This is a genomic window from Herbidospora sakaeratensis (assembly GCF_001570525.1).
Lineage (GTDB): Bacteria > Actinomycetota > Actinomycetes > Streptosporangiales > Streptosporangiaceae > Herbidospora > Herbidospora sakaeratensis.
Map to the genome: position 1 here is coordinate 122,629 of NZ_BBXC01000016.1, position 15,658 is coordinate 138,286.

Annotated in this window: 14 protein-coding genes; 6 read left to right on the plus strand and 8 right to left on the minus strand. The window is 72.3% G+C overall.

Features of this window, described 5'->3' with window-relative positions:
• Positions 1 to 13 precede the first annotated feature (13 nt).
• Positions 14 to 943: a hypothetical protein gene (locus AW271_RS26315; protein ID WP_062340283.1), complete on the plus strand. Its 930-nt coding sequence runs from the start codon at positions 14 to 16 to the stop codon at positions 941 to 943.
• On the opposite strand, the gene AW271_RS26320 is transcribed toward AW271_RS26315, so the two are convergent.
• Positions 940 to 1,590, minus strand: a complete 651-nt coding sequence (locus AW271_RS26320) for an HAD family hydrolase (RefSeq protein ID WP_062340284.1) — start codon at positions 1,588 to 1,590, stop codon at positions 940 to 942. The two genes, AW271_RS26315 and AW271_RS26320, sit on opposite strands and share 4 nt — an antisense overlap.
• 117 nt (positions 1,591 to 1,707) lie before the next feature.
• Between AW271_RS26320 and AW271_RS26325 the strand changes: the two genes are divergently transcribed.
• The 5 genes from AW271_RS26325 to AW271_RS26345 all read left to right on the plus strand — a co-directional run bounded on the left by AW271_RS26325 (position 1,708) and on the right by AW271_RS26345 (position 6,002).
• Positions 1,708 to 2,562 carry a PAC2 family protein gene (locus tag AW271_RS26325; protein WP_062340285.1) on the plus strand — a complete coding sequence of 285 codons (855 nt, stop codon included), beginning with the start codon at positions 1,708 to 1,710 and terminating at the stop codon, positions 2,560 to 2,562.
• 124 nt (positions 2,563 to 2,686) lie between these two features.
• Positions 2,687 to 3,700 carry a sensor histidine kinase gene (locus AW271_RS26330; protein ID WP_245653203.1) on the plus strand — a complete coding sequence of 338 codons (1,014 nt, stop codon included), beginning with the start codon at positions 2,687 to 2,689 and terminating at the stop codon, positions 3,698 to 3,700.
• A complete protein-coding gene (locus AW271_RS26335) occupies positions 3,697 to 4,302 on the plus strand; it encodes a response regulator transcription factor (protein WP_062340286.1) in 606 nt (201 codons plus the stop codon). The genes AW271_RS26330 and AW271_RS26335 overlap by 4 nt, the downstream gene beginning before the upstream one ends.
• A gap of 89 nt (positions 4,303 to 4,391) precedes the next feature.
• Entirely contained in the window at positions 4,392 to 5,297 is a 906-nt protein-coding gene (locus AW271_RS26340) for a CPBP family intramembrane glutamic endopeptidase (RefSeq protein WP_062340287.1), read from the plus strand.
• A gap of 195 nt (positions 5,298 to 5,492) precedes the next feature.
• Entirely contained in the window at positions 5,493 to 6,002 is a 510-nt protein-coding gene (locus tag AW271_RS26345) for a TetR/AcrR family transcriptional regulator (RefSeq protein WP_157554643.1), read from the plus strand.
• Here AW271_RS26345 and AW271_RS26350 read toward each other — a convergent pair.
• From AW271_RS26350 to AW271_RS26380, 7 genes are all read right to left on the minus strand, one after another.
• Entirely contained in the window at positions 5,915 to 6,667 is a 753-nt protein-coding gene (locus tag AW271_RS26350) for a sirohydrochlorin chelatase (protein WP_157554645.1), read from the minus strand. The two genes, AW271_RS26345 and AW271_RS26350, sit on opposite strands and share 88 nt — an antisense overlap.
• Positions 6,664 to 7,848: a uroporphyrinogen-III synthase gene (locus AW271_RS26355; protein WP_062340289.1), complete on the minus strand. Its 1,185-nt coding sequence runs from the start codon at positions 7,846 to 7,848 to the stop codon at positions 6,664 to 6,666. The genes AW271_RS26350 and AW271_RS26355 overlap by 4 nt, the downstream gene beginning before the upstream one ends.
• Positions 7,845 to 8,168 carry a nitrite reductase small subunit NirD gene (nirD, locus tag AW271_RS26360; RefSeq protein ID WP_062340290.1) on the minus strand — a complete coding sequence of 108 codons (324 nt, stop codon included), beginning with the start codon at positions 8,166 to 8,168 and terminating at the stop codon, positions 7,845 to 7,847. Before nirD ends, AW271_RS26355 begins: the two co-directional genes overlap by 4 nt.
• Positions 8,165 to 10,582: a nitrite reductase large subunit NirB gene (nirB, locus tag AW271_RS26365; protein ID WP_062340291.1), complete on the minus strand. Its 2,418-nt coding sequence runs from the start codon at positions 10,580 to 10,582 to the stop codon at positions 8,165 to 8,167. Before nirB ends, nirD begins: the two co-directional genes overlap by 4 nt.
• Positions 10,579 to 11,982: an FAD-dependent oxidoreductase gene (locus AW271_RS26370; RefSeq protein WP_062340292.1), complete on the minus strand. Its 1,404-nt coding sequence runs from the start codon at positions 11,980 to 11,982 to the stop codon at positions 10,579 to 10,581. The genes nirB and AW271_RS26370 overlap by 4 nt, the downstream gene beginning before the upstream one ends.
• Complete coding sequence (locus tag AW271_RS26375; RefSeq protein WP_083977243.1) at positions 11,979 to 14,081, minus strand: molybdopterin oxidoreductase family protein; 2,103 nt, start codon at positions 14,079 to 14,081, stop codon at positions 11,979 to 11,981. Before AW271_RS26375 ends, AW271_RS26370 begins: the two co-directional genes overlap by 4 nt.
• Before the next feature lie 78 nt (positions 14,082 to 14,159).
• Entirely contained in the window at positions 14,160 to 15,485 is a 1,326-nt protein-coding gene (locus tag AW271_RS26380) for an MFS transporter (protein ID WP_062340294.1), read from the minus strand.
• Positions 15,486 to 15,658: the final 173 nt, after the last annotated feature.

The window sequence follows — 15,658 nt, forward strand, 5'->3', positions numbered from 1 at the left end:
ACGAAGGCGACCCGTGCCGAATCTGCAGTTCTACATCGATTACCTGAAAAGCAACAATTCCGGCCAATACGACGACGAGCACGATCTGGCCGTCAAAGCCCAGCAGGTCAAAGACGTCGTCGAGGACGTCGACGTCCCCGAGGAGCTCATCTCCCTGCTGCTGCGCCGCGCCATCGGCGACGACCTGCACGGCGCCGTCTTCGGCGACCAGACGACGCTGCGCGGCGAACTGCTCGACTTCACCCTCCTGGCCCGGGCGCACGATGACAAATGGGTCGCCGATCTGAAGACGTACCTGGAGAAGAAGAAAGACGCCGACATGGTGACGCCGGAGATGTTCTTCCAGGACGTCGTGGTGCCCACCTTCGAAAAGGCCGGCGGGTCGATCACGTTTCCCGAGCCCACCGTTTACCACCGGGCGCCGCGAATCCGCCGGACCGACACGAGCCTGGTGATCGACGGCGGGAAGTTCGGGGTGATCGCGGGCGTCGCGGGCCCCGGGGAGCCCACCTTCCAGTTCCTCCAGTTCGCCTCCAGCGACCGCGTCGCCGACTATTCCGACGGCTCGACCACGACCAAGACGTTCGACGACCTCTACGACATCGACGAGGAGAGAGCGGTGACGGCCGGGAGGCCCGGCGAGTACGTCACCGTCGGCCACGCCGACGCCCCACGGTGGCGGGCGGCGCTGCGGCTCGGCACGGCGGCCCTCACCCGGGTGAAGGTCGCCGACACCTATACGACCCATCTGGTCAGGCGGCTGAAGCCGGGGTCGTTCGAGATCCTCTGGACCGTCGTCTGGACCTTCACCGTCGCCTACGGCTCGGGTGAGGAGGCGGCGGCGTACCAGGTCGGGTCCGCGAAGCGGGAACGCCGCGGCCTCACCCTTCCCGAGCGGCCCGTCCGGGCCAACGGGGTGGAGGAGAAGACCGTGCGCGCCTAGACCAGGGACCTGATGAGCGGCAGGTCGACGTCGAGGAGGGACTCGACGATCGTGCGGCGGGGGGCCGGGGTGATGGGCACCAGGTTGGGCACCGCGATCACGTGGCAGCCGGCCGCGGTGGCGGCGGCGACGCCGTTCGGGGAGTCCTCGCAGACCACGGTGTGGCGCGGGTCGGCGTCCAGAAGACGGAGGGCGAGCTCGTAGGGCTCGGGGTCGGGCTTGGTGCGGGTCACGTCGTCGGCGGTGACGACCACGTCGAAGTGGTGGCGGCCGATCGAGGCGAGCACGGCGTCGGCCATCGGCTTCAGCGAGGCGGTGACCAGGGCGGTGCGCACGCCCCCGGCCTTGACCTCGGCGAGGAGTTCGAGGGCGCCGGGCAGCGGCTCGACCCCCGACTCCAGCCGGGTCAGCATGCCCTCGAGGAGCCAGCGGCCCACCACCTCGGGGGCGACGTCGGAGCCGGTCAGGGCGAGCATGTAGGCGACCGTGGTGTCCCACGATCCGCCGACCATGCGCTCCTGGTGCTCGGGGCCCCACTGGCCGCCGAGCCGGTCGACGACCTCGGCCTCGACGAGGCCCCACACCTTCTCGGTGTCGACCAGCAGGCCGTCCATGTCGAAGAGAACGGCGTGCAGATGTGCGGACATGAAGTATCGGCCTCGGGAGCAGTCGGGGGTGTCGGCCCTCAGCTTATCGGTGGCCACGGATAACGCTCGGGGGCGCACTACAACTAGGCTGGGTCCACGACTATGTGAGGAGGCGGCTTGATCGAGCTCGAAGGGCTCCCTGAGCTCGTCGACCCGGTGCTGATCGCCGCGTTCGAAGGCTGGAACGATGCGGGTGAGGCGTCGAGCGCGGTGCTCGCCCACCTGGAGGCCGAGTGGAAGGCCACCCCGCTGGTGGAGCTCGACCCGGAAGACTATTACGACTTCCAGGTGACCCGGCCCATCGTGGAGCTGGGCGAGGGCATGACCCGGTCGATCACCTGGCCCACCACCCGCCTGCTGGTGGCCCGCCCGCCGGGGGCCAAGCGTGACGTCGTGCTGCTGCGCGGCATCGAGCCCAACATGCGCTGGCGCACCTTCTGCCAGGAGATCGTCGGGCTCTGCCACGAACTCGGCATCGAGCTGGCCCTCCTCCTGGGCGCTCTGCTGAACGACTCCCCCCACACCCGGCCGGTGCCCATCGTGGGCTCGGTCAGCGACCCCGGCCTGGCCCGGGTTCTCAACCTCGAACTGACCAAGTACGAAGGCCCCACCGGCATCATCGGCGTGCTCCAGCACACCCTCGGCCACGCGGGGCTGCAGACGATCTCCCTGTGGGCCTCGGTGCCCCACTACGTCGCCCAGCCGCCCAACCCGAAGGCGACCCTGGCCCTGCTGCGCCGGGTCGAAGACCTCCTCGACATCCCGATGCCCTACGGCGAGCTGCCCGAAGAGGCCCGCGCCTGGGAGACCGGCGTCGACGAGCTCGCGGCACAGGACTCCGAGGTCGCCGAGTACGTCAAGGAGCTGGAAGAGCGCAAGGACGCCGCCGACCTGCCCGAGGCGAGCGGCGACGCGATCGCCGCCGAGTTCGAGCGCTACCTGCGGCGCCGCGACCGGGGCACCGACGGCTGAGGTCCGTGGCGGGTGGCCGGCCGTCAGCGCGCGACGGTTCGAGACCTACGCCCGCTGGTCCGCCTACGTCGCCGTCTCGACCCCGCTCGCCCCTCTCGCGGCCGGGCCCTCCGTCGTGGTCGTCGTGCCGACGGTCGCCCTGGTGGCCGGGAACGTGCTGGTCAGCCGGTGGAGCTTCGACGTCCTCGGCGGCCGGGCCCGGCGGTTGCCGGTCGGCTGGGTGATCGTCTGGGTGCTCGCGCTGGTCGCGGTCGCCGCGGCGTCATTCACGCTCGCGGCTCCCGTGCGGGCTGTGGTGATCGCGGCGGCGGCCGGGTCGGCGGCGGCGAGCTTCGTGCCCGTGCTCGACGCCCGGCGCACGCTCTGGCTCAACGGGGCGATTTTGGTCTTGGCGGTTCCGCTGGCGGCGGTGGCCGACGTGCCGCTCCTGGTCGTCGGGGCGGCCGTCGTCAGCGTCACGTTGTGGGCCTGCTGGTCGGGCGGGTGGATGCTCCAGGTTCTGCGGGAGCTGCAGCGCGCGCACGACGACCGGGCCGCGCTCGCCCTGGCGACCGAGCGGCTGCGCATCTCCCGTGACCTGCACGACGTGTTCGGCCGCACCCTCGCCGCCATCGCGGTGAAGAGCGAACTCGCGGCCGAACTCGTGCGCCGGGGCAGCACCGGGCGGGCGGCCGACGAGCTCGCGGGTGTCCGGCGGCTGGCCGAGGAGGCCGGCGGCGAGGTCCGCCGCGTGGTGCGCGGCGAGGTCGGGGTGACGTGGGAGGGCGAGGTCGCGGGCGCCCGCGCCCTGCTGGGCTCGGCCGGCATCCGCTGCGTGGTCAGCGGCGGCCCGGTGCCGGAGGCGTGCGCCGAGGCGCTGGCATGGGTGGTCCGCGAGGGCGTCACGAACGTCCTCCGCCACTCGACGGCCACCGAGGTCGCCCTCACCACGATGACGGGCGACGGCGAGATCCACCTCACCATCGCCAACGACGGCGCCACGGCCGAACCGGCCACCGACTACGGAGCCGCCGGTACAGGGCTGCGGGCGATGGCCGAGCGGATCGGGGCCCTCGGCGGGCGGGTGACCGCCGGTCGCGACGGGGATCGCTTCCTCCTGGAGGCCGTGCTCACGATCCCGGAGGGAGACCGCGCGTGATCCGGATTCTCGTCGCCGACGACGAGCATCTCATTCGGGATGCGGTCGCCGGGCTGCTGGAGCTCGATGACGGGTTCGAGGTCGTCGGGCGGGCGGCGTCCGGCGACGAGGCCCTGGTCACGGCGTTGCGGGTGCGGCCCGATGTGGCGTTGCTCGATCTGCGGATGCCGGGGCCCGACGGGATCGAGGTGGCGCGGCGGCTGGCGGCCGAGTTGCCCGCCTGCGGGTGTGTGATCCTCACCTCGCACGGGCGGCCGGGCTATCTGAGGGCGGCGCTGGCCGCCGGGGTGCGGGGGTTCCTGCCGAAGACCACCTCCGCGCGGGAGCTGGCGGCGGCGGTGCGGAAGGTCGCGGCGGGCGGGCGGCACGTCGATCCGGAGCTCGCGGCCGAGGCGATCAGCGCGGGTGACTCCCCGCTCACCCCTCGGGAGAGCGACGTGCTGGCCCTCGCGCGGGACGGCGCGCCCGTCGAGGAGATCGCGCGGCGGGTGGCGCTCTCGCGGGGGACGGTGCGGAACTATCTGACCTCGGCCATCGGCAAGCTGGGCGCGGCCAACCGGCACGACGCCGCGCGGGTCGCGGCCGAGCGCGGGTGGATCTGACAAATGTCACGTCAGTGACCTGCGGATCGCATCGGATCTCGTGAACGACGGCACTGCTTCCGCGGGCCGGGCCGCAGAAGGCTGGAGGCATGCGATCCCGTTCTTCCCGGCGTGTTCCGCCGGGCCTCCCCTACCATCTCGTGCTCGCCGGCCCGGAGCGCCGCGTCGGGCGTGGCGTGCTGGCGCTGGTGTTGCTGGTCGTCGGGCTGTTCGGCTTCGGCGGGGTGATCAGCCTCGCCGGCTCGGCGATCGACGCGTCGATGGGCCGGGCCAACCCGATCTCCGGCGGCACGGAGTTCACGCCGGTCTACCATGCCGCCAACCTCGTCTCGATCGCGCTGCTGATCCCGTGGAGCATGCTGCTCCAGCGCTGGTTGTACGGGGTGCGGGGCGCGTCCCTGAGCTCGGTGCTCTCGGTGTTCCGGCCCGCCGTGTTCGGCCGGGCGGCACTGACGATCGGGCCCGTGTGGGTGCTCTACATGACGGGGTTCTTCCTGCTGTCCCCGTACACGGCGAAGGAGTGGACGTTCGCCGACGCGATGGGCGTGTTCGTCGTGACGATCCTGCTGTCGCCGCTGCAGGCGGCGGGTGAGGAGTACGGCTACCGCGGCCTGGCCTTCCGGGTGGCGGCGAGCTGGGGGCGCGGCCCCCGGACCGCGATGGCGCTGGGCCTGGGCGTGTCGAGTGTGCTGTTCGCGGCCATCCACATATCGACCGACCCGTGGCTGAACCTCTACTACCTGACGCTCGGCGTCACGTTCGGGCTGATGACGTGGCGGACGGGCGGGCTGGAGACCTCCGTCGTCGTGCACGCCGCCAACAACACCCTGGTCTACCTGTTCATGGTCGCCACGCACGCCGACCCGCTCGCGGGGGCCGACCGGTCGGCGGGCGCCGGGTCGACGATCATGCTGCTGCCGTGCGCCCTGCTGGTCGCGGTCACCGCCGCCGTCTGGGCGGGCACGCGGCGGACCGGTCCGGCCTTGACACGGTGAAGATTCATCCGGCGGAAACCGGATGCTTGTTTTCCTCCCACTTCACCGCCCTTCTGAGGTAATAATTAGCGCTTCCTTCCTCACAAGCGTCTTCTGTGGACTGCGCACACAAGGGCGAAAATGGTAACTCCCTCCTCACAACCGCACCATTCTTCTCAGGAAACCCGTCGGCGTGTCCTCGACATGGCGATGCGGATGAAAACGGGCACCACCGAACCGATGGGAGCCGCCACCCCCCAGATCCGGGGCACCACCCCGGCCCAGGCGGTCGAGACCTTCCTGGCTCTCCTGCAGGACCGGCTGCCCTCGTGGCTCCGCCTGCTGCACGACCTGCGCCCCGGCCACGGCGACGTGACCGCGAACCTGCGGCCGGTGGCCCTGGCCGGCATCCACTACTACACGGAGATCCAGGCCGCCGCCCTCCCGGCCTTCGTCTCCCCGATCCTCACGGTCCGCTTCCGGCAGGCCATGCGCGAGTCGGAACTCGGGCCCGAGGGCGAGGTGCTGCCGCTGGCGGCCTACCTCGCCGGCGAGCAGGAGCTCGGGCGGATCAGGGCCGACGTGGACCCCGAGTCGAGCGCCCGGCTGCTGCTGGCCGGCTGTTTCCGGCACGCCTACTACGAGATCTTCACCGGCGCCGAGTCGGAGCCGTCGCGGCCCGAGGCGGCCGAGGCCATCGTGCGGGAGTTGCGGCTCGATCCCTGACGCGCCTCGTCGTAGCGGTGCCACACCAGCCTGGCCAGGTCGTCGTCGACGCCCAGCGGGGCGCTGACCACGTCGGCGCCGCTCTCGGCCAGGCGGGTGTGGAACAGGCCGGGGGCCAGCAGGTAGGAGGCCACCACGGTCCGGGGTGCCGGGCCCGACCTGACCTCGGCCACCGCCTCGGCGATGCCCGGCCGGCCCGACGACGCGAACGCGGCGGTGACCGGGCGGGAGAGGCGTACCGAAAGCAGGCGGGCGGCCGCGCGGACGGCGGCGAGGGCCGCCGGGTCGGACGAGCCGGCCGCGCCCAGGATCACCGCGTCGCGAGGCCGCAACCCGGCGGCGGCCAGCCGCCGGGCCAGCACGTCGGTGAGCAGCGGGTGCGGGCCCAGCGGGCCTGCGACGACCGCGTCGGGGCGGGTCCGGGCGATCACCTCGGGCAGGTCGATGTGGACGTGGTAACCGCCCGCGAGCAGCAGCGGCACCACCACGACCGGGCCGGCGACCTCGGCGAGCACCCGGTCGAGCGGCGGGTCGCTCAGCTCCAGGAACGCGAGCCGGGCCGGGGCGCCCGGCCGGATCCGGCGCACCCGCCCGGCGAGGTCGGCGAGGACGGCGTCCCATTCGGGGTTGCGGGCGCCGTGGGCCGCCATGACGAGGGTCGTCACACGTCTTCCCGGTCACAGGCCAGGCGGTAGCCGCGCTTGACGACCGTCTCGACGATGCCGCTCGGGCCCAGGGCGCGGCGCAGCCGGGTGATGGCCATCTCGACGGCGTGCTCGGCCGAGTCGCGGGACGGGCCGCCGGGCAGCACCATGCGCAGGTCGCCGCGGGCGACGACGTGGCCGGGCCGGTCGGCCAGCCGCTTCAGCACCGCCATCGGCGCCGGGGGCAGCGGCTTGAGCTCGCCGTCGACGACCACCGCGTGGCCGCGGATCTCCAGCTCGTGGCCTCCGGCGGTGAGCCGGGTGACGCTGTTCTCCGGCAGATGCCGGGCCAGCGTGCGGGCCAGCGAGCCGAGCCGCGACCGCTCGGGCTGGATCACCGGCACGCCCTTGGCGACCAGCGGCTGCGCGGTGACCGGCCCGACGCAGGCCGCCGTCACCGGCCCCCGGAAGGCGGCCAGCAGGGCCTCCTCCAGCCCGTCGGCGCGGGCCGCGTTGAGCATGGCGTGCACGGCCGGGGCGCTGGTGAACGCCACCGCGTCGATCGCGCCCGAGGCGACCTGGCTGACCAGGCGGCGCAGCGGCGAGATGTCGCGGTAGGGCAGCCACTGGTAGACCGGCACCTCGATGACCTCGGCCCCGGCGGCGCGCAGGTCGGCGACGAACCCGGTCAGCGGCTCGCCGTGCAGCTGGATGGCGATGCGGCGGCCGCGGAGGTCCTGGCTCAGGAGGTAGCGCAGGACCTCCTCGCACGACTCGGTCGCGGGCGTCCAGTGGTCGGTGAGCCCGGCGGCCCTGACGGCGCCGCGCGCCTTGGGGCCGCGGGTGAGCAGCCGGGCGTCGGCCAGCCGGGCGGTCAGGTGGCCGGCCAGGCCCCAGCCCTCGGCGGCGGCGACCCAGCCGCGGAACCCGACGCCGGTGGTGACGACGACGTCGTCGACCGGCGAGGCCAGGCACTCGCGGGTGGCGGCCATCAGGTCGACGTCCTCGGAGAGCGGCACCAGCCGGATCGCGGGCGCCCTCACCACGCGCGCGCCCCGGCGTTCGAGCAGCGCCGAGAACTCCTCGCGACGGCGGGTCGCGGTGACGCCGATCGTGAAGCCGGACAGCGCGTTGGGCGCGGTCTCCGGAGACAGCCCCTCGGCCAGCGCGGCCAGTTGCGTCTCTTCGAGCAGTGCGGTCATTTGACGCTCACCTCAACCATCCCCATGGTGACGCGAATCGGAAATGTCGGAATCACAGTCCCGGGATCGTCCAGGCAGACCCCGCTGGTGAGCGAGAACACCTGTTTGTGCATCGGGGAGGCCACGGTCGGCTCCCCGTTCCTGGTGCCGACGATCCCCCGGGACAGGATGTAGGCACCGCTGAAGGGGTCCTGGTTGCCGATGGCGTACAGGGACCCGTCGTGGGCTCGGAAGACGGCCACCTGCTCGCCGCCGATCAGGGCGCAGGCGCCGCGCTCTGGCAGCAGGTCGGGAAAGGGGCAGACGGGAATCCAGTTCATCGGCTCGTCACCTGCAGGATCTCGGGCTTGATCTGGTCGCGCTCGGTGGTGAACGCGATCGACGGGTCGGGCGTGCCGGGCGCGTTCACGAAGCTGACGAAACGGCGCAGCTTCACCGGGTCGTCGAGGGTGGCCCGCCACTCGTCGGCGTAGGTCGCGACGTGGGCGGCCATCTGGGCGTCGAGGTCGGCGCAGATGCCCAGGGCGTCGTCCACGACGATCTCGCGGAGCCGGTCGAGGCCGCCTTCGAGGTTCTCCAGCCACGCGGCGGTGCGCTGGAGCCGGTCGGCGGTGCGGATGTAGAACATCAGGAACCGGTCGATCGTGCGGATGAGGGTCGCGGTGTCGACGTCCTGGACCAGCAGGTCGGCGTGGCGGGGGGTGAAGCCGCCGTTGCCGCCGACGTAGAGGTTCCAGCCCTTCTCGGTGGCGATGATGCCGAAGTCCTTCGACCGGGCCTCGGCGCACTCGCGGGCGCAGCCGCTGACCGCCGACTTGAGCTTGTGGGGCGACCGCAGGCCCCGGTAGCGCAGCTCCAGGTCGATGGCGAGGGTCACCGAGTCCTGTACGCCGTAACGGCACCAGGTGGAGCCGACGCACGACTTCACCGTGCGCAGGGCCTTGCCGTAGGCGTGGCCCGACTCGAACCCGGCGTCGACCAGGCGCCGCCAGATGCGGGGCAGCTCTTCGACGCGGGCGCCGAACAGGTCGATGCGCTGGCCTCCAGTGATCTTGGTGTACAGGCCGAAGTCGCGGGCGACCTCGCCGATCACGATCAGTTTCTCTGGGGTGATCTCGCCCCCCGGGATCCGGGGCACGATCGAGTATGTCCCATTTTTTTGTAGGTTAGCTAGGAAATGGTCGTTGGTGTCCTGCAGCGCGGCCTGCTCGCCCTCCAGCACGTGGCCGTTGTGCAGCGAGGCCAGGATCGAGGCCACCACGGGCTTGCAGATGTCGCAGCCCCGGCCGGTCCCGTGCTCGTCGATGAGCTGGGTGAACGTGGTGATGCCGCGGACCTGGACGATCGTGAACAACTCGGCCCGGCTGTGCGTGAAGTGCTCGCACAGGCCGGTCCCGGTGTCGACGCCCGACTCGGTGAGGATCTTCTTCAGCAGCGGCAGGCAGCTGCCACAGGTGGTGCCGGCCCGGGTGCACGCCTTGACCCCGGCGACGTCGGTGAGGTCGTGCTCCTTGATGGCCGCGGTGACGTCGTTCTTGGTCACGTTGTTGCACGAGCAGACCGGCGCGTCGCCCGGCAGCTCCACGGCCGTCGGGCTGAACAGCAGGTCGCTCGGGGCGGCCGGGAGTTCGGAGCCGACGAACGACCGCAGCGTGGCGTACGGGGAGGCGTCGCCGACGCAGATGCCGCCGAGCAGGGTCGAGGCGTCGTCGCTGACGAACAGCTTCTTGTAGACCCCCGCGACCGGGTCGAGGTAGGTGACGTCGAGGGCGCCCGCCATCGCGCCGAACTGGGCCACCTCGACGCCGAGCAGCTTCAGCTTGGTCGACAGGTCGGCCCCGGTGAAGGCGGCCGTGCCGCCCATGATGCGGTCGGCGGCCACCTCGGCCATCGTCATGCACGGCGCGACCAGGCCGTAGACCTGGCCGTCGTGCAGCGCGCACTCGCCGATCGCCAGGATCGACGGGTCGCTGGTGCGCATGCCGTCGTCGACCACGATGCCGCCGCGCTCGCCGACCTGGAGCCCCGCGCCCCGGGCCAGTTCGTCGCGGGGCCGGATTCCGGCGGAGAACACCACGACCTGCGCGTCGATGACGCCCTTGTCGGGGGTGAGCAGGCCGGTGACCCGCTCGTCGCCCTCGATGCGGGTGACGCCCGAGCCGGTGTGCACGGTCAGCCCGAGCGACTCCACGTGCTTCTTCAGCACCGCTCCGCCGCCCTCGTCGACCTGGCGGGGCATCAGCCAGGGGCTCATCTCGACGATGTGCGTCTCCAGGCCCAGCCCGCGCAGGGCGTCGGCGGCCTCCAGGCCGAGCAGGCCGCCGCCCACGACGATCCCGGCCGTCGCCGTGGCGGCGGAGGCCCTGATGGCGTCGAGGTCGTCGATGGTCCGGTAGACGTGGCAACCGTCGAGGTCGCGTCCGGGCACGGGCGGCACGAACGGCGCCGAGCCGGTGGCCAGCACCAGCACGTCGTAGGGGATCGAGCCGTTGACCGTCTTGGCGGCGGGCTCGATCGAGACGACCTTCGTGCCGACGACCGCCGTCACACCCGGGATGTCGGGGTAGGCGAGGTCACGGCCCTCGGTCAGGTGGGTGGTGAGGGCCACCCGGTCGTACGCACCCCGGGGCTCCTCCCCCAGGATCGTCACCGAGCCGGTGAAGCCCCGGGTCGTGAGCGTTTCGGCCAGCCGGTGCGCGGACGGGCCATTACCGACGATGAGAACGCGGGTCATGCGCTCGCCCCTTCCTGTTCGCACAGCCATTCCACGATTCCGCCGACGGTCTCGGCGCAACTTCCGCATCCGGTGGTCGCCCGGGTCGCCGCCGCCACGGCGGCCACGTCGCGGGCCCCGGCCTCCCAGCAGGCCCGGATCTGTCCCTTCGTCACGTTGTTGCAGCGGCAGACCTGCGCCGCGTCGGGCATGCGCACCGGGCTGGGACTGACCGGGGCCGCGCCGGACAGGGACGGGAACAGCAGGCCCGCCCGGTCGGCGGGCAGCGGGCCGCCCCGGTCGAAGAGCTGGGTGAGCGTGCCGACCGTGGCCGGGTCGCCCACGAGGATCGCGCCGACCAGGCGGCCGTCGCGGATGACGAGCTTGCGGTAGGTGCCGCCGCGCCGATGGGTGAAGCGCACGATCTCGGCGTCGGCGTCGGTCAGGTGGGTCTCGCCCATCGCGGCCAGCTCCACGCTCTTGGCCTTCAGCCGGGTGACCAGCCGCGAGCCCCGGTAGCGGGCCCGCGCGTCGGCGCCGGTGATCAGGTCGGCGACGATGGCGGCCTGCTCCCAGCAGGGCGCGACCAGGCCGTAGACCTGGCCGTCGTGCTGGGCGCACTCGCCGACGGCGAAGATCGCCGGGTCGTCGGTACGCATCTCGTCGTCGACGACGATGCCGCGTTCGACGTGCAGACCGGCGTCGTGGGCCAGCGTGGTGACCGGCCGGACCCCGCAGGCCGCCACGACCAGGTCGGCCTCGACGTGGCCGGAGGTCAGCTCGACCTTGCCCTCGGTGATCCCGGTGACGGTGACGCCGGTCATGATCTCGACGCCGAGCCCCGCGAGGGTGTCGCCGAGCACCTGCCCGGCCTCGTGGTCGAGCTGGCGGTCCATCAGGTGGCCCTTGAGGTGGAGCAGAGTGACCGGCAGGCCGCGCCCGGCCAGGCCCCGGGCGGCCTCGACGCCGAGCAGCCCGCCGCCGATGACCACGGCCCGCCGCGACGCCTTCGCCGCCGCGAGGATGCGCTCGCAGTCGTCCATCGTGCGGAACGCGATGGCCCGCTCGGCCCCGGGCACCGCCGGAACGACGGGCTCGCTGCCGGTGGCCAGCACCAGCACGCTGTAGGGGGTGCGCCGTCCGTCGCCGGTGATGACGCAGCGGGTCTCCCGGTCGATCGCGACGACCTCGGTGCCCAGATGGACGGTGACGTCGTGGTCGGCGTACCAGGAGGGGCCGTGCAGGCGCACCTGGTCGGCCCGGGTGGTGCCGGCCAGCACGTTCGACAACAACACCCGGTTGTACGGCGCCCGCTCCTCCGCCCCGAACACCGTGACGCGCGCCTTCTTGTCACGGGCGCGCACCTCGCTGACCAGGCGGGATCCGGCCATGCCGTTCCCCACCACGACGATGCCCCTCATCGGCCACCCCCGACGACCGCGAGGTTGACCGCGCACACCTTGAACTCGGGCATGCGGGAGACCGGGTCGAGGGCCGGGTTGGTCAGCCGGTTGGGGCCCTCCCAGTGGAAGGGCAGGAAAACGGTGTCGGCCCGGATCGCCGCGCTGATCCGGGCCGTCGCCTCGGTGACCCCCCGCCGGCCGGTCACCCTGACCAGGTCGCCGGGGCGGATGCCGAGGTGGTCGGCGAGGTCGGGATGCAGTTCGAGGAACGGCTGCGGGGCGGCCTCGGTGAGGTCGGCCACCCGGCGGGTCTGCGCGCCGCTCTGGTAGTGGGCCAGCAGGCGGCCGGTGGTCAGGTAGTAGGGGAAGTCGGCGTCGACGTCCTCGACGGGCGGCCGGTGGTCGACGGCGACCATGCGGGCCCTGCCGTCGGGCGTCGGGAACCGGTCGAGGAAGATCCGCGGGGTGCCGGGGTGGTCGTCGGCGGGGCACGGCCAGAAGACCCCGCCCTGGTCGGCGATCTTCTCGTAGGTGATGCCCGAGTAGTCGGCGACGCCGCCGGCGCTGGCCCGGCGCAGCTCGTCGAAGACGGTGCGGGGGTCGTCGGGGAACACGCCACCCCGGCCGAGCCGGTCGGCCAGGCCGGAGAGGATCTCCAGGTCGCTCCGCACCCCCGAGGGCGGAGCGACGGCCCGGCGGCGCAGCAGCACGCGCCCTTCGAGGTTGGTCATCGTGCCCGCCTCCTCGGCCCACTGGGCCGTGGGCAGCACGACGGTGGCCAGCTCGGCGGTGTCCGAGAGCACGAGGTCGGCCACGACCAGCAGGTCGAGCGCCGCCAGCCGCCCGGCGACGTGGCCGGAGCGGGGCGAGGAGACGACCGGGTTGGAGCCGAACAGCAGCAGGGCCTTGGGGCCCTCGGGGGTGCCCAGCGCGTCGAGCAGCTCGTAGGCGGAGCGGCCGGGGCCGGGCAGGTCGGCGGGGTCGACGCCCCAGACGGCGGCGACGTGGGCGCGGGCCGCCGGATCGTCGATCTTGCGGTAGCCGGGCAGCTGGTCGGCCTTCTGGCCGTGCTCCCGGCCGCCCTGGCCGTTGCCCTGGCCGGTGACGCAGCCGTAGCCGGAGCCTCGGCGGCCGGGCAGGCCGAGGGTGAGCGCCAGGTTGATGTAGGCGGTGACGGTGTCGGTGCCCTTGGCGTGCTGCTCGGCGCCGCGCCCGGTCAGGATGACGGCGTTGCCCGCCTCGGCGAGCATCGCCACGGCCCGCCGCATGCCGGCGACCGGGACCCCGGTGACACGTTCGGCGCGTTCGGGCCACCACGCCGAGACGCTGTCGCGGACGGCGTCGAAGCCGGTCGTGCGGGCCGCGACGTACTCCTCGGCCACGTGGCCGTCGGCGATGGCGATGTGCAGCAGCGCGAGGGCCAGGGCCAGGTCGGTGCCGGGGGCGTTCTGCAGGTGCAGCGCGGCCAGCCGGGCGGTGGCGGTCTCGCGCGGGTCGACGACGATGAGCCCGGCAGGATTCAGGTGGCGCACGAAGGGCGGCATGGTCTCGGCGACGTTGCCGCCCGCCAGCAGCACCGCGCCGGCCTCGGCCAGGTCGGTGACCGGAAAGGGCAGCCCCCGGTCGAGCCCGAAGGCGCGGTTGGTCGCGGCGGCGGCCGACGACATGCAGAACCGGCCGTTGTAGTCGATCTGGCTGGTGCGCAGCGCGACCCGGGCGAACTTGCCCAGCTGGTAGGCCTTCTCGTTGGTCAGCCCGCCGCCGCCGAAGACGGCGACGGCGTCGGGGCCGTGGACGTCCTGGATCCGGGCGATACGGGCGGCGGCGTAGCCGAGGGCCTCGTCCCAGCCCACCGGCTTGCCGTGGACGAGGGGGGTGGTCAGCCGGTGCGGCGAGCGCAGCAGGGCTCCGGCGGTCCAGCCCTTCTGGCACAGGCCGCCCTGGTTGGCCGGCACGTCGTCGCGCGGGGTGATCTCCACCTGGTCGATCTCCACCTGGCCGATCTCCAGGGGCGTGACGTGCATGCCGCACTGCAGCGCGCAGTACGGGCAGTGTGTGGCCGTCCCCTCGGGCAGCGGCGCCATCACAGACGCCGGAGCGGAAAGTGAGAACGGCATGGGTCCGATGGTGCTTTCAGGGGGTTTCACCGCTGGGTCCCTTCTGTTACCGCTGTGCTACAAGGTGCCGTTCCTTCGTTAAACACGGGCGGCCGCGAGGCTGGGGGTGGTCCCGGTGGCGTGACGTCGCAGGTAGCAGAACCAGGTCAGAACGAAACAAATGCCGTAGAAAATGGCGAAAGCGGTTATTGCCGCCCCGGCTCCCCCGGTCGCGGCGATGGACGAACCGAACCCGCGATTGATGAAGAAGCCGCCGAAAGCGCCGACGGCGGAGATGAAGCCGATGGCGGCCGCGGCGTCCCGGCGGCCGGCCGCCAGGGCGTCGTCGTAGGCCGGGGTGCCCGGCTCCAGGCCCTCGATCGCCTTGGCCCGGAAGATCGCCGGGATCATCCGGTACGTCGACCCGTTGCCGACCCCCGCGGTGCCGATGAGCAGGAGGTAGGCGCCGAAGAACAGGAGCACGTTGTGGGCCGCGAGGCCGGCGTACACGAGGAGGACCGCGCCCGCCATGGCGGCGAAGTTCCACAACGTGACCGCCGCGCCGCCGAGGCGGTCGGAGAGCCAGCCGCCCACGGGCCGGATCAGCGAGCCGAGCAGCGCGCCCAGGAACGCCAGCGAGGTCAGCGCCGACTGCTCGGGGAACTGCGTGGTGAGCAGCAGCGGGAAGGCGGTCGAGTAGCCGATGAACGAGCCGAAGGTGCCGATGTAGAGCACCGACATGATCCAGGTCTGCGGCTTGGCCGCCGCCTTGGCCATCTCGCGCGGCTCGGCCTTGGCGACGGTCAGGTTGTCCATGAAGAAGTACGCGCCCAGCGCCGCCGCCAGGATGAACGGCACCCAGAACAGCCCGGCCGCGGCCAGCCCGAAGGCCCCGATGACCAGCGGCATCACCAGCTGCACCGAGGAGACCCCGATGTTGCCCCCGGCCGCGTTCAGCCCGAGCGCGGCGCCCTGCTTGGACTGCGGGTAGAAGTAGGTGATGTTGGCCATGCTGGAGGCGAAGTTGCCGCCGCCCAGGCCGGCGGTCGCGGCGATGACGAGGAAGATCCAGTAGGGTGTCGCCGGGTCGCTGACCGCCACCGCGAGCAGGCCCGCGGGCACCAGCAGCAGCAACGCGCTGACCACCGTGAAGTTGCGCCCGCCGAACTTCGCCGGCCCGAACGTGTAGGGCAGCCGCAGCGCCGACCCCACCAGGTTCGGCAGCGCGACGATCCAGAACAACTGGTCGGTCGTGAACTCGTAGGAGCTCAGGCGCACCGCGACGATGCTCCACACCGTCCAGAGCGTGAACCCGAGATGCTCGGCGAAGATCGAGAAGATGAGGTTGCGGCGGGCGACCCGCCGCCCACCGGACGCCCAGAAGTCGGGGTCGTCGGGGCGCCAGTCGGCGATCCAGCGTGCCATGAGGGGGTCCTTCCTCGGTTTCCAGGGTTGCCTGGAACGTAGGAGGCCGCCGTTACGCACACTGACGATCGGTGACGGTGCGCCCGTTAAGTGGGTCGCACGTACGAAACAAGGAACTCATACGACGCACCGACGTAACGCCGATTTAACGGCGATTAGGGCGAGTGCGGGCC

Coding starts and splice junctions, on each gene's coding strand:
- AW271_RS26320 (WP_062340284.1), bottom strand. CDS start 1,590: ATGTCCGCACATCTGCACGCCGTTCTCTTCGACATGGACGGCCTGCTG.
- AW271_RS26340 (WP_062340287.1), top strand. CDS start 4,392: ATGCGATCCCGTTCTTCCCGGCGTGTTCCGCCGGGCCTCCCCTACCAT.
- AW271_RS26345 (WP_157554643.1), top strand. CDS start 5,493: ATGAAAACGGGCACCACCGAACCGATGGGAGCCGCCACCCCCCAGATC.
- AW271_RS26355 (WP_062340289.1), bottom strand. CDS start 7,848: ATGACCGCACTGCTCGAAGAGACGCAACTGGCCGCGCTGGCCGAGGGG.
- nirD (WP_062340290.1), bottom strand. CDS start 8,168: ATGAACTGGATTCCCGTCTGCCCCTTTCCCGACCTGCTGCCAGAGCGC.
- nirB (WP_062340291.1), bottom strand. CDS start 10,582: ATGACCCGCGTTCTCATCGTCGGTAATGGCCCGTCCGCGCACCGGCTG.
- AW271_RS26370 (WP_062340292.1), bottom strand. CDS start 11,982: ATGAGGGGCATCGTCGTGGTGGGGAACGGCATGGCCGGATCCCGCCTG.
- AW271_RS26375 (WP_083977243.1), bottom strand. CDS start 14,081: ATGCCGTTCTCACTTTCCGCTCCGGCGTCTGTGATGGCGCCGCTGCCC.
- AW271_RS26380 (WP_062340294.1), bottom strand. CDS start 15,485: ATGGCACGCTGGATCGCCGACTGGCGCCCCGACGACCCCGACTTCTGG.